This window comes from Romboutsia sp. 1001713B170131_170501_G6 (genome assembly GCF_015668195.1).
In the GTDB taxonomy this organism is placed as follows: Bacteria; Bacillota; Clostridia; order Peptostreptococcales; family Peptostreptococcaceae; genus Romboutsia_C.
In genome coordinates this window covers 594,200-608,828 of sequence record NZ_JADPFC010000001.1, presented here as the reverse complement: position 1 = coordinate 608,828, position 14,629 = coordinate 594,200, and the positions used below count along the sequence as shown (strand labels likewise).

The 14,629-nt window shown below is 27.4% G+C and carries 12 protein-coding genes; all 12 read right to left on the bottom strand.

Annotated features, from left to right (window positions below; all coding sequences use genetic code 11):
* Positions 1 to 232: 232 nt before the first annotated feature.
* Entirely contained in the window at positions 233 to 1,675 is a 1,443-nt protein-coding gene (gene pdxR, locus I4U89_RS03105; protein ID WP_195938223.1) for a MocR-like pyridoxine biosynthesis transcription factor PdxR, read from the bottom strand.
* 35 nt (positions 1,676 to 1,710) lie between these two features.
* On the bottom strand, positions 1,711 to 2,535 hold the full coding sequence (locus tag I4U89_RS03100; protein ID WP_195938221.1) for a hypothetical protein: 825 nt from the start codon (positions 2,533 to 2,535) through the stop codon (positions 1,711 to 1,713).
* A 101-nt stretch (positions 2,536 to 2,636) separates the two neighbouring features.
* Positions 2,637 to 3,536, bottom strand: coding sequence for a D-alanine--D-alanine ligase (locus I4U89_RS03095; protein ID WP_195939209.1), 900 nt, complete (start codon positions 3,534 to 3,536; stop codon positions 2,637 to 2,639).
* Positions 3,537 to 3,810: 274 nt separating this feature from the next.
* On the bottom strand, positions 3,811 to 4,518 hold the full coding sequence (locus tag I4U89_RS03090) for an MIP/aquaporin family protein (protein ID WP_195938219.1): 708 nt from the start codon (positions 4,516 to 4,518) through the stop codon (positions 3,811 to 3,813).
* Between the two features lie 98 nt (positions 4,519 to 4,616).
* Entirely contained in the window at positions 4,617 to 5,042 is a 426-nt protein-coding gene (locus tag I4U89_RS03085; RefSeq protein ID WP_195938217.1) for a GlcG/HbpS family heme-binding protein, read from the bottom strand.
* Between the two features lie 15 nt (positions 5,043 to 5,057).
* The gene (locus I4U89_RS03080) at positions 5,058 to 5,414 is read right to left on the bottom strand and encodes a glycerol dehydratase reactivase beta/small subunit family protein (RefSeq protein WP_207744108.1); all 357 of its coding nucleotides are present in this window, start codon (positions 5,412 to 5,414) and stop codon (positions 5,058 to 5,060) included.
* A 10-nt stretch (positions 5,415 to 5,424) separates the two neighbouring features.
* Positions 5,425 to 7,242: a diol dehydratase reactivase subunit alpha gene (locus tag I4U89_RS03075; protein ID WP_195938215.1), complete on the bottom strand. Its 1,818-nt coding sequence runs from the start codon at positions 7,240 to 7,242 to the stop codon at positions 5,425 to 5,427.
* A gap of 22 nt (positions 7,243 to 7,264) precedes the next feature.
* On the bottom strand, positions 7,265 to 7,687 hold the full coding sequence (locus I4U89_RS03070; RefSeq protein ID WP_195938213.1) for a diol dehydratase small subunit: 423 nt from the start codon (positions 7,685 to 7,687) through the stop codon (positions 7,265 to 7,267).
* A gap of 20 nt (positions 7,688 to 7,707) precedes the next feature.
* Entirely contained in the window at positions 7,708 to 8,271 is a 564-nt protein-coding gene (locus tag I4U89_RS03065) for a propanediol/glycerol family dehydratase medium subunit (RefSeq protein ID WP_195938211.1), read from the bottom strand.
* 13 nt (positions 8,272 to 8,284) lie between these two features.
* The gene (locus tag I4U89_RS03060; protein WP_195938209.1) at positions 8,285 to 9,949 is read right to left on the bottom strand and encodes a propanediol/glycerol family dehydratase large subunit; all 1,665 of its coding nucleotides are present in this window, start codon (positions 9,947 to 9,949) and stop codon (positions 8,285 to 8,287) included.
* Between the two features lie 180 nt (positions 9,950 to 10,129).
* Positions 10,130 to 11,134, bottom strand: a complete 1,005-nt coding sequence (locus I4U89_RS03055; RefSeq protein ID WP_195938207.1) for a PocR ligand-binding domain-containing protein — start codon at positions 11,132 to 11,134, stop codon at positions 10,130 to 10,132.
* Between the two features lie 135 nt (positions 11,135 to 11,269).
* Positions 11,270 to 14,494 carry an SNF2 helicase associated domain-containing protein gene (locus I4U89_RS15785; RefSeq protein WP_195938205.1) on the bottom strand — a complete coding sequence of 1,075 codons (3,225 nt, stop codon included), beginning with the start codon at positions 14,492 to 14,494 and terminating at the stop codon, positions 11,270 to 11,272.
* Positions 14,495 to 14,629 lie beyond the last annotated feature (135 nt).

Here is a 14,629-nt window from a genome sequence, read left to right as displayed (position 1 = left end):
TATCTTATATACTCCTTTATATTACATGTTAAAAAATCACTCTGCTTTTTTATTTTTTCCATACCAAGTATAAGCTATTCTACTTATTTATAAAGCTGCAATAAATGATGATATTTTATAAGAACTTATTTGTTAATCTAATATTTTTTTAAAGTAAAAAATAAGAGGATCGATTTGTTCCTCTTATTAAAATTATAATTTATATATCTTATTTTTTAATTTCACTTTTTTATTACCTAATATCATCTATAACAGAACCAATTATCTTAATTCCTTTTTCAATATCATCAAAATCAAGCCTTGAAAATCCAAGTCTTAATGTATCATATCCACTATTATCTGTATAAAATACATCTCCACACATAAATATAACACCTTTTTCATAGCACCTAGCTAATAATTCCCTGCTATTTATATTATCTAACTTTAAAAATATATGAAGTCCACCTTCGCCCATAATATAGTCTGTATGTATATATTTTTTTACACACTCTAATGCAAATTCATATTTTTCCTTATAAAACTTTCTAATCTTTTTCATATATTTTTCAAAAGAGCCATTATTTAAATAATCATATAAAATAGCTTGGTCTAAAAAAGATACATGAATATTTTTACATCTTTTAACACTTTCTAATTTATTTATAATACTCTTATCTGCTAATATCCAACCTATTCTCATACCAGGAAAAAGTACCTTTGAAAAGCTTCCTATGTACAATACTCCATTAGATGCACCATCAAGGGCTGCAATTGGACATATATGAGACCCTGTATGAAGTAGTTCCTCATTAAAGCCATCTTCTATTATAGGTACATTGTACTTTTTCATTATATTATATAATTCATACCTTTCTTTGTGTCTCATAACTACACCTGTTGGATTGTGATATGATGGAACTATAAAGGAAAGCTTAACATCATTATTTTTAAGCTCTTTTTCTAAAATTTCTAAATCCATTCCATTATCAGTCATATCAATTCCTAATATATTTAAATCATAAACCTTAAAAAGTTTTATAGCAGTATTATGAGTAGGATTTTCACATATAATAGTATCTCCTTTTTTAGTAAATGAAGATAGTATTATATCAAGCCCTTCAGTAAATCCATTAGTTATTAGTATGTCTTTGTTAGAAGTATCAACTCCCTTATCCTCCATATATGAAAGTAAATAGTTAATAAGTGGTTGATATCCTTTTGCATAGCCATAGTTAAGTAGCTTATGACCTTCAAGAGATATTCTATTTAAAAATGATTTTTTTATTTCGTCAATATCAAATAATTCTCCTTGAGGAGATATACTTTTAAAAGATATTAAATTTTTTTCCCATGGTATTTCACTTTTTACTATATCAAGATCTTCGCATAATTTTGCATAATTATTATATTTTTCATCCCAATTTATATTCCAAGTATTTTCCTTAGATACATTAGATATACTTACAAAAGTTCCTTTGCCTTTTTGTGAGTGTATGACACCTTCATCTTTTAAATCTTCAAAGGCAGATATAACTGAGTTTCTACTTACATTTAGTATTTCACTAAGTTCTCTAGTAGAAGGTAATTTACTTCCTTTAGTGAGCATACCTTTTGATATCATGTCTTTTATGTTATTTTTTATTTGTATATATATTGGTTCTTCATCATTAAAATCTATATTTGAAAATATCAAGTACTATATCACCTCTATATTAATAAGTATTTTTATTAATTATTTAAAATCCTATTTAGGATAAAAGTTATAACTAATGTAATGAGTGAAAATATTAATCCAATCATTAAAAAAGATATTGTGTATATGTTAAATTTTGTAATTAAACCATATAAAAATATACTTTTTTCTTTAAATATTATACTAATTATAGTCAATATAATAGATATAATATAACATACTCCTAATCCATTTAAACTTCCTTGTATGTCTTTTTTACTTAGAGTCATATGAGTTGAAATAGAGTAAACTAATATAAGCATTATTATATGACTAATACTAAAAATATTTTTAGTTAGAAACATACTATCTATTATTACTTTTGTTTGTATTAATAAAATATTTATTATACTGTTTATATCTATATTATTTAAGCTATTTAAATACTCTATAACATTTATATTGTTTATAAGATCATTATAAGTATTAGGAGTTAAAACCATCATTATTAACCATATTAAAGCTGTCCCAAATATCATAGGTGCTATTCCTATAAAAAAATCTCCTACTCTTTGATACAAACTATTTGATTTATAAGAGTGCTTGACGTATCCAAATACTCCATCTGAAAGTGCTTTATTAGGTCTAAATAGCTTAAATTTAACTATTTTATGATTAAATATCTTTGCCATTATCATATGACTTAGTTCATGCACTACTGTTCCTATATATCCAGTAACTACTAATCCTTTAAACCCAAAGGTAGATACTATAAGTCTTTCATTTATAACTTGAATTACATTAAATATAAGGCCAAAAACTATAAAAATGCCTAAAACTGCAAATAGATTTTCAAGACTATTTATTAAAATTTCTATCATTTAATACTCTCCTTATTTAGTTTTATTTAGACAATAAATATAGGAGGAACGATTCGTTCCTCCTTATAGTTTTAGAATTTATAAAGTTTTATTAATTACTTTTAAGCTAGTGAATATTCTATTATCTTATCTATTAACTCACTATACTCTATACCTCTAGCTTTTGCACTTTGAGGTATTAAACTAGTAGCTGTCATTCCTGGTAATGTGTTAAGTTCTAAAACGTAAGGTACTCCTTCACTTATTATAACATCAACTCTTACATAAACTCTACAGTTAAAAGCATCCCAACATTTTTTAGAAACTTCATTTACTTTTTCTTGTAAATCTTTATCTAGGTACACTACTTCTTCCTTAGCACCTTTTCCATCTTGTGAATATTTAGCTTCATAGTCAAAGAATTCATTTTCTGTTTTTATAGATATTGTAGGGAATACTTCTCCGTTTAATATAAATGAAGTGTATTCTTCACCTTTTATATATTTTTCTATCATAGCTTCTTTATCATATTTTAATACTTCTTTAACTGCGTCATATATTTCACTTTTATCTTTTATTAAAAATGTAGCTACACTAGAACCTCCACTATTTGGCTTTATAAATAAAGGATATCCAATTTCTTCTATTTTTTCATAATCTATTTTATCTAAATCCTTTACAGTAGTCCAAGGAGCTGTTGGTATGTTTCCTTCTTTTAATATTTTTTTACTCATATTTTTGTCCATACATAAACCACTAGTTAAAGGTCCACATCCTGAGTATGGTATATCCATTGCTTCAAGTATTGCTTGAACTGTTCCGTCTTCTCCAAATTCTCCATGTAGTGCAAGTAGTGCAAAATCTAATCCTTTTGCTTTTTCAAATATATCTTGTTTTGAATCTAGTATTACTTCTACTACTTCATATTTATTTTTATCTATACTACCTAGTATTCCTCTTCCTGATTTTAGTGATATTTCTCTTTCTGAAGATACACCACCCATTATAACTCCAACTTTCATCATTTTATTCATCTCCTATATATGTCAATTATTTCTTTTCTTGTTTATATTAAGATTATATGATTAAATTAGTTTTATTTAAAGTACCACATATATATAAGTTTTAAGCGGTAGTGGTACCACTGTTATTTTCAAATAAAAAGCCATGTATAAATATATTTATACATGGCTTTTTATTTAAATTAATATTATTTGTAAGTTTATATTAATCATTATTTAATTTATTTTTATTGCTAATACAACATTTGTTTTAATATATCCTCTATATTTAACATTAAAATATTATACTGTAAATAAATGCTGAAACTATAGCTCCACATACAGGCGCTATAACTGGTATTGGAGCATATTTCCAATCAGAATCTCCTTTACTTGGAACTGGTAGTATAAAATGTGCAAGTCTTGGCCCTAAATCTCTAGCTGGATTTATAGCATATCCAGTAGGTCCTCCTAAACTTAAACCTATACCCCATACTATTATACCTACTGCAATTGGACTTATCCCATCAGCTAATGGATATTCTCCTATACCTAATATTGCAAACATTAATATAAAAGTTCCTATAAATTCAATTACAAAGTTTGACTTTAAGTTTCTAACTTCTGGGGCTGTACAAAATACCCCTAATTTAATACTTTTATCTTCAGTTAATTTAAAATGGTCATAATAAGAAATTAGTACTAGTGAAGCACCTATAAATGCTCCTATAAATTGTGCTATTAAATACATGGGAACATCTACCCATGGAAACTTTCCAATAAATGCAAGAGCTAATGTTACTGCTGGATTAAAATGAGCTCCACTTAAATTGCCAAACATAAATACTGGTATCGTAACTGCAAATGCCCAACCAGCTGTTATAGATATTATTCCACCATTTACACCTTTTGTTTTTTTAAGTATTACATTAGCTACAACTCCGTCTCCTAGTAATACTAATATCATTGTTCCTACTAATTCTGCAAAAAATCTTAAATCCATAATATTTCCCCCATTAAATTCCCCCTTCATTTCTGAAAGGGGATAATTATATTAATATGCTGATTTTCCACCCATTAATTCTGAGTCATTGAAAGATGCTACATATGAAAAGCATCAACCGCAGCTTGTGCTATTAATCTATCTTCTTCTACTGATCCTCCACTTACGCCTACAGCTCCTACAACTTGTCCATCTACTACAATTGGTAGACCTCCACCAAAAGGAACTATCCTAGCATTGTTTGTAAGTTGAAGTCCATATAAAGATTCTCCTGGTTGAACAACTTCACTTATCTCATGAGTTCCTTGTTTTAAACAAGCAGCTGTAAATGCTTTGTTTATTGATATTTCTATACTTGTTATAAAAGCATCTTCCATTCTATGCATTAACATAAGGTTTGCACCTTTATCAACTGCTGAAAATACTACAGGTACATTTATTTCTAAAGCTTTTTTTTCTGCTGCTTTAGCCATTTCTTTAACTATTTCTAAGCTTAATTCTTTGTACTCATTTAATTTTTTCAAAGTAACTTCACCTCTTTATATTTTTTTAAGTTCAATTCCTTTAACTAATCTTGCTCCGTTAGCTCCTAAGTTTCTAAATACTTTTAACTCTTGGTTAAAATCTATGCAAAATAATGGTTTATCTTTTTTTAATTTATTAGTGGTTAAAATTATCTTTTCTTTATTTATACCAATGCCTATAGATAACCTAGATTTTAAAGATGCTTCATAACTTAAAGTTTCACAGTCATCAAATTCCATTTGTTTTACTATATACGGAATTTCTTCTTCTTCTATTCCCCACAAAACTTCTTTAAATTCATCTATATCTGTATCAGCTGAGTGATATACATATATACTAGGTATATCTAAATCATAACTCTTTATAATCATAGCTTACTCCTTATTTAGATGCTAATATAAGCCCTGTTGCTACTGCATTTCTTGGACCTTCTATTCCTCTTATATTTCCTCTACCTGCTACAACCCCATAATGAGATAGTGCATCAGTTATAAGTTGTGGTACTTCAAAATCTAAAGATGATCCTCCAACTAATACTACAAATTCAATATCTCTAATATTGCCTGTAGGAGATACTATGCTAAGTGCTCTTAGACAGTTAGTAACAAACACTTTTTCTTTAGCTAATCTTCGTATATTCTTTATTTTTTCAACTGAATTTTGACCATCTATAGGAATCAGTTCATTGTCTTTTATAATTACAACTTTTGCAAATACTGATGGGTCTAATGGTTTTTCAAAAAATTCTACACTTCCATCTTCATGTCTTATATTAAATAGTGATTCTACCTTTGCTAAAGAATACTTCTTTATATCTTCAGCTGTTGAAAAATCTTCAAGGCCAAGCTCTGATTTTATAAGCATAGTTACCATATTTCCTGCACCTGCTAAATGTATTGATTTAACTTCACCTTTACTATTTATTATAGAAGCATCTGTTGAACCTGCTCCCATATCAAGTATTGCAAGAGGTACGCTAGTACCTGGAGTTGTTAATGCTCCTTTTATAGCAACGTCAGCTTCTACTCCACCAACTTCAACTTTTATCTTTAACTTTTCTTCAAGTTCATCTGCTATCATTTGCATTTGAAGTTTATCTGCTTTAACCATAACTGCTATTCCTACAGCATTTTCCATTGAAAATTCTTTTGCAAGACCACCCTTTACTTTTTGTGGTATGAATGTGTCTACAGCTAATAAGTCTTGTATTTTAATATCACATATGTTTTGGTTTGTAAGGCTACTCATTACCTGTCTTACTCTTTCAATCATTCCACCTGCATTGGTCCCAGCTTCACCTTTTATATCACAAACTGGTAAACTTAAATTAACTCCATCCATTATCTTCTTAGCACCTTGTCCAACATCAACTATTTCTTTTCTTCTTTCTCCTTCGATAATTATCTTACCAGCAGGAATTTTTTTCTCCTTAACATCTCCTTTAGGAGTTTTTATAACTACTGCAGATCTATTTCCTATAAGTGCTCTAGATATAGGAACAATCATCTTAGTTTCTTCAGAAGTTAAATTAAACACAGTCGCTATCCCATAAGGATTTGATAACTTATCTATAATCTTTCCCTTAATAGCAACTTCAACTGCACATAACATGTCTAGAGGTACTTTTTCAAGTAAAGTTACTTCATCTACTATTGGTATTTTTTTATTTAATCTATTATTTATTAATACTGCATCATCTCTTTGAACAATTGCACCAGTTATATTTATTCCTCTTTCAACTGCAAAATTTATTCTATATGATGCTTCTAAAAAATTTATATCTTCTAATACAAGAGGAATATAGCTTTCTTTTAAATCTATATTTTCTAATTTTTCTAAATCTCTTATATCTATGGTTTTACCTATACCTAGGCCTTCTCCACCAGGTGTAGATGGATTATGCCCTATCATAGTTGATTCAGTTATTATAGTTTCAGTTATAGTTTCCATAGCCACATCTCCTATAACTGGAGCTGCTTCATTTATTTTAACTAAATCTAAATCTTCCATTTTTAGCTTTGCATTATTAAGAGCAATATTTAAAGATGAAATTACACCCTTTATATTCTCTTTTGTTCCTTTTATTCCACTAGTTGGGACTATACTGCTAGAAATAAAATCTACTTTATCATCATAAACTTTTGCAATTGCTACTTCGGTAGTAGCATTTCCAATGTCTACACCTGCTATTATTTTCATTTTGCTTACATCCTTTTATTTATTATTCTACTCTTAGTTTTTTTCTAACTTCATAAACCTCTGCCGCTTCTCTTATAAAATCTGCATTTACTTTAGCATTGTAAATGTTTTCAAGCTCATTAGCTATTTCAAGTAATTCTTCTTTTGTCGATCTAAAAGGTCTTAATGCATTATACATTTCTAATATTCTTTCATCAGGAACACTAATAAGTTCACCTGCTCTTCTGAAATTTCTTGCTATTGCATTTCTATTCATTCCTTCAGCTATTTGAGCTTGCATCTCTAAAGTTTCTTTAGATATTCTTATATCTTCAGGCTTTATATCTTGTGACATAACACTTTCTAATGTTATATCTTCTAGTTTTTTACCTGTTGGAGTCTTTATAAGATTTGGTATCTTCGTTGCTAAAGGATAATCCTTAGGTGTTATTCTATTTTTTTGCATGAAATTTCTCCTTTCTATAATTAGAATTTAACTTTTATCTCATTTGGTTTTTTATTTTCTATAATATGTTTTGTTTCCTTTATATGAAGTAATGCAGCTATTGCCATAAACTTAGGTCTAGCCATTTGATCATTTTTAGTTGGTACTGGATTTGGTGATTCTCCCTTTGCATATTTTGCTGCATTTTTTCCTATTGCTCTAAAAGTATCTAAATCTAAAAGAGGTGCTTGTGGAAAAAGTTCTACATTGTTTAATGGAAGTAAATCCTTTTGATGTATAACTGTTGTTCCCTTTGATTGAATACCTATACCAATTCCTGAACCGCTTAATTTAGCAGCATCATTTGCCATAAATGAAACATCAGAGGTTCTTAGTATTCTAACAACACGAGCATTTAATCCTTCTTCTTCTATACCTGCTATAAGTTCTCTTAATACTTCATCATGTTTTATATTAACTATAGTTTTAGTTTGATATTTTAAAAATGCAGGTCCTATCCCTATAACTACTTCATCTGATCTTGTTCCAACACTAGCTTCTCCCATTTCTTCTATTTGAAGAGTTGGCATTATAAACTTATCCATATATATCAACTCCTTAATCTATATCTTCTGGTTTTATTACATTAGGTATATCTTTTATTTCATTCCATCTTTCTTCACTTAATCTATATCCTGTTCCAGGCCCTTTATAATCATTAATGTCATTAACAGCACTTATAACATCAAAGTTTTCATTTAATATAGCTGATGTTTGTAAATAATCTCCTGTAACTCTTTGCTTAAGCATGTTTAATACATTATTTGCAACATCATCAAATCCATGTTTACTTAATGCTTTAACTATATCAAGTCCAGTTATTTTATTTTTTAACATTTCTTCTGCTGCTTTTAAATCTTCAACTATATTTCTTTCTGGCATATCTTTACTTCCATGTGCATAAGTTGCAGCTTCTACTTCTTCATCAGTTATATCAGGGAATCCTAATTCTTTAAATACTGCTTGTATAGCCTTTGCTGCTTTATTTCTAATAGCTATTATTTCGTCTTCACTTACTGGTCTAAGTCCACCATCTACCATTAAATCTCTTTGAAGTATATTATAATCATCAAAATCTTCTGCATCGAAGTTTGATCCAGCGAACATATTATCATAATTTGGAACTGCACTATATCCTGAGAATATAAAGTCTGTTCCTGGAAGCATTTGCATTAAAGTTCTAGCAGTTCTTCTTATATCAGAATGTGAGAATGTTTGATCATTTGCAGATGCTACTTCTATATCTAGCATAGATGCAATTAGATTTTCTGCAAGTACAGCTCTTATTCCTGATGGAACAGCTCCTGTCATACCTATACAACTAACAGCTCCATTTTGAAGACCTTGAACTCCAGCGCCTTTAGTTATATATATACATCTTGCTTCTAAATAAAGCATTGATTTACCTTCTGCATATCCCATTAGTGCTTCTGATCCTGTACCTGATGTATATCTCATTTTTAATCCTCTTGAAGCATAAGCAGATGCTAAAAATGCTTTTGACCAAGGTGTATCATCTCCATCTGTAAATACTGACTCTGTTCCATATACTGAAACTGTTTCAGCATAACTTGTAAGACCTCTCATTCCTAAATCAAGTTCTGTAGCTTCTTCAACAGAACATTGAGTTAATATCCCTCCACGACCAACTTGAGAACCTACAAGTATAGCTAATGCATTAAATGGTGCATATCTAACTATTGCAACAGTAGTTTCTTGTTCTGAGAATCCTCTTTTTGCTGCTTCTGCTGCATCTGCTGCTATTTGAACTGGATTATCTTTTAGGTTAGTTACATGGCATTGATTTGATGGAGTTTTTCTTGCTCTAGTCTTTTGAAGTGCCATCATCATCTCAACAACATTCATATGAGATACAACTTCAACAATTTTAGCAGGTGTTATAGATGTACTTATATCAACTATTTCCTCTCTTGGAACATTTATATCTACTAATTTTCTAGCTATTTCAACTGAATCTAAATTCATGTATTCTTCTGCTTTTTCTAAATTTATAGAGTAATCTGCTATAAATCTATCTATCATATCAAAATCTTCTCTTTTTTTGTTATCTAATTCAACTACTTTACCGTTTTCTATCTTTATCGAAGGCTTTGGATCATTTTTGCTATTCATTGCTATTAATCCTTCATCTTCCCACTCTCCAATAAGACCATCTTGATTTACTGGACGCTTAGCTAAAGCTTCAAATCTTTTTGACTTCATGTTCTCATCTCCCTTAGTTAAATCGTTTTCTCGCTTTACTTGTTATAATTTTAACTTATTTTTATATTTATTCCATTACAATATTTTGCCTTCATATGTGATTTTTTTATCAATTTATATTTGTTTAAATAAGATTATTTTGTCTTTTATATATTCTTAAATAAAAAAATAGTCCTATATTTAAATAGAACTATTTTTAATATGTAAATCTCTATATTTTTTTGGTGTAATTTTTTCTGACTTTTTAAATACTCTTATAAAATAACCACAATCTTCAAATCCAAGATTTATTGCTATATTATTAATTGGCTCATCTGTACTTACTAATAATTCTTTTGCTTTAGCTATTTTTCTAGAGTTTAAATAGTTTATGAAATTTAATCCCGTTTCTTTTTTAAACAACTTACTAAAGTAACATTGGCTTAAATTGCAAACAAAAGATATCTTCTCTAAAGTTATATTTTCATTTATATTATTATCAATATATTCAATAGCCTGTATTATAGGTGACTCAAATTCATCTTTTTCGTTAATCTTTAAATTAACACTTTTATCTATATTTTCTTCTTCTATTTTTACATTCAATTCTTCTAATTGATTTTTATTATTTTCTTCTTTTAATTTATAGTTAGCTTCATTTAATGACATCTTAAGAATTGCTTCTTCTACTATGTAGTTGCTAATATGAAACATCATTTGTGCTATGGCTTTTATCTTTTTAATACTAACGACAGGTAAGTTTTTATATTCTTTTTCTAGCTCTTTTTTTAAATCTTCACCTAAATTATCAAAATCTTTGTTTACTCGTACAATTTCTTCTAATTCAATATTTTCAATATCTTCAACTAGAACTTGCCCAGCCATAACAGCCCCTAAGTATTGATCTTTAACTATTATTGGTGCAGCAAAGTCTACTAAACCCTTATGGCATATATATATGTATGAATTTTTCATTCTTACAGATTCTAATCCACCTCTTGAATCACATTTTTCACAAATGGCTGAATATCTATCTATTTTTCTAATCATAGAACAAAATTTAGTACAATTACTGTGGTTTGTTATTGCCTTTCCCTCGTAATTAACCATTATTATAGCTATTCCTGTTGCTTGTGCTATGTCATCTTGTATTTTTTGGAATGACTCTAAGTTTATTATTTTTTCTAATGATAATGTATTGTTCAATGTGACACATCCTTTTTACATTTTATAGACTCTTTTTATGTCTTTATTATATTGTTATGTGCAAACTTTTTCAATACCTTAGTACTAAGCATACTAAATAAGGAGGAGCGATTCGTTCCTCCTTTAATGTTTAATCTATAAACTAAATAGCTCATTAATATCTTCTTTACATAAACTAGATAGTAGTGAAGAGTTATTCATATCACCACTTATGATATTTTCAATTAAATCTTTTTTATCATCTTGAAGCCTTATAATCTTTTCCTCAATAGTCCCTTTAGCTATAAGCTTTATTACTTCTACAACATTTTTTTGACCAAATCTATGAGCTCTATCAGTTGCTTGGTCTTCAATAGCTGGATTCCACCAAGGGTCAAAATGTATAACAATATCTGCACTTGTTAAGTTAAGACCTGTTCCTCCTGCTTTTAGTGATATTAAAAATACCTTATCCTTATCAGTTTCATTAAATTCATTAACAAGACTTATTCTCTTATTTGCACTAGTTGAACCATCTAAATAAGAATAATTTATATTTTCTTTATCTAATCTATCTCCTAGATTTTTAAGTACTGATGTAAACTGAGAAAATAGTAATATTTTATGCCCTTCATTTATATTTTCTTTTATTAATTCTAAACAAACATCAATTTTAGAACTTCCACCACTATAATCTTCTATTAGTATAGATGGGTCTAAGCAAAGCTGTCTAAGCTTTGTTAAATATGAAAATATAGTTATTTTATCTTGTTTAAACTCTTCATTTTCCCTTTTTTTGTTTATGTCATTTACAAGTGCTGTATATGCTTTTTTCTGAGATTTGTTCATTTCAACGAAGAACTTTTTCTCAATTTTATCTGGCAACTCTTCTAAAACATCTTTTTTAAGTCTTCTTAAGATAAATGGATTTATCATTTTCTTAAGTTCATCTATATTTTTATCATCACCTTTTATAAATTTTTCTTCAAAAGACCTTCTATTAAATAAATATCCTGGCATTAAAAAATCAAATATAGACCAAAGTTCTATTAAATTATTTTCAATAGGTGTTCCAGTTAAAGCAAATTTAACTCCTGCATTTATATTTTTAACACATTCTGTATTTTTAGCAAATGGATTTTTTATATTTTGAGCTTCATCTATTACTAAATAATCAAAATACATTTTTTCATAATACTCAAAATCATTTCTAAGAGTTGAATATGTAGTAAGTACTACATCTACTTCATTAATTTCATTAAATAATTTAATTCTTTGATTTTTATCTCCATGCATAATTAGTACTTTCATACTTGGAGCAAAGTTTTCTATCTCATCCTTCCAGTTATGCACTAAGGAAGTTGGAGTTATTATTAGGCTTTTTTTATTTTCCTTTGAAAGTAAAAAAGATATTGTCTGTATAGTTTTACCAAGTCCCATTTCATCGGCAAGTATACCACCAAACTCATAATGATTTAAAGTGTTAAGCCACTTATACCCATCTATTTGATAGTCTCTTAATGTTGCATTTAAATTTTTAGGTACTTTAATATCTATACTATCAATAGTATTTATTTTATCTGATATTGATTTTAAATACTCTTTTCCACTTATAAATTCTAATTCATCATTTTTTAAAAGTTCATTTAAATATATTGCTTTGTTATTATTTATCTTTAACTTACTACTGCTTATATCTTTAGTTAAATCACCAACTAATGTATCTAATAGTTTAAAAAATTCTTGTGCTTTTTCATCTTTTAAATCTATTATAGTATCATTTTTAAGCTTGTAAAATCTCTTCTTTTCCTTGAAGGCTTTTAATATTTTTTTGTACTCTTTTTCATCGATATTTTCAATATTAAAGTTAATTTCTAAGTACTTTCTATCTTTATTTTCATTTATACTTGCATTTATATTTGGATTTAATATATTATATTTAAACTTATCAGAATAATAAACTTCACCTATTTCTTTTAGTTCTCTTATTTTATCACTTAATAATATATATAAATCAAGTTCACTTCCTACAAATACAAACTTATTATCAGTTTCTTCTTCAAATTTTAGATTATTTAAAACTTCTTTTATATGATTTTCCTTGTTAACATCTCTTATTATATAGTAATCTTTATTTTCTTTTTCATTACCATATATAAATTTTAAATCAAGAATTATTAAATCCTTTTTTCTATCTAAATAAATCTTAGTATTTAAGTCTTTTCTTATCTTTTTACTTATATTTTCATCAATTGATACATTTAAACTAGCTTGTTCTAATTTTGGTATTACTTTAGTTATAACTTCTTGAGCTTTTGATTTATCAAATTTTATACTATTATCTTCTTTTAAATACTTATAAAAGTGTTTATATGAACTATATTGATTTATTGAAGGTAGGTATATATCTTTATTGTAAAAAAATACATCTGCCTTTTCATTTAAAGGAATTGGCATATTTTCATCGCTACTTATAACTAATTTATCATTTTTATCTTCTATATTAAAAGATATTGGTAAGTCTTTATAAAGTATATTAGGTTCATATATTGTGTCATCTATTTTTATCTTAATTCTTTTATTTCCTAAAGTAGTTAAAAATCTTTTTAAAGAATCTCCAATTATATTTAAAATTTTTCCTTCTACTAATTCTATTTGATCTTTATCTTTTTGTACTACTTTAAATTGTTCATTTATAGTTACCATTTCATCTATATATGAAGCTATTGCCTCATCTTGTGATGAAAAAATATGTTTTTTAGGTTCATATTTAAAGTCTTTTCCATAAGTTATGCTACTTCCAAATTTTCTAGCTTCTGTAAAATCACTTAGGCTTTTTAAAACATACATCTTATTTTTCCCTATCTTAAACTCAACTTTTGCATATTGTTGTTTTGTAGGTTTATCTATTAATACATCTAGCTTTATTTTTTCTTCAGTCTCTATACTTTCAAGTATCATATCTTGTGGACTTTTCTTTTCTATTATATCTATTGTTTCTGTATTTTTTATATTTTCATGTAAAGTTTCAAGTGGAAACTCTTCTTTTGATTGTTTTATATCATAAATAGCTTCTAAAAATGTCGCTACTAAGTGTTTACACATATATGGATGACTATTAGTTTTTTTATTTTTAATATAATCATCACATGTGCAAGAGGTATCTTCAAGGGCTAAGTTTTCTAGATTTAAAGCTAATTCATTTTTATAGTCTATATATGCCTTAGATCCTTCTACTACTGAATGTATGCATATATATTTACCGTCTATAAATATATTTAGGTTGTATACATTTCCTATTTCATAGTATTCTTGTCCTCTACTCCATCTAGTTATATTAGTTATTTTTCTTGCATTTGAATTTATTTTATCTAGTATCACGAATTCACCCCTAACTACCTTTTACTATTTTGTATTATATCATACATTATATTCTTTAATACGAGATAAAAGGTCTATCCCCATAAATTAGGCATAGACCTTTTATAAATAACAATCTATATATTATATTAAACT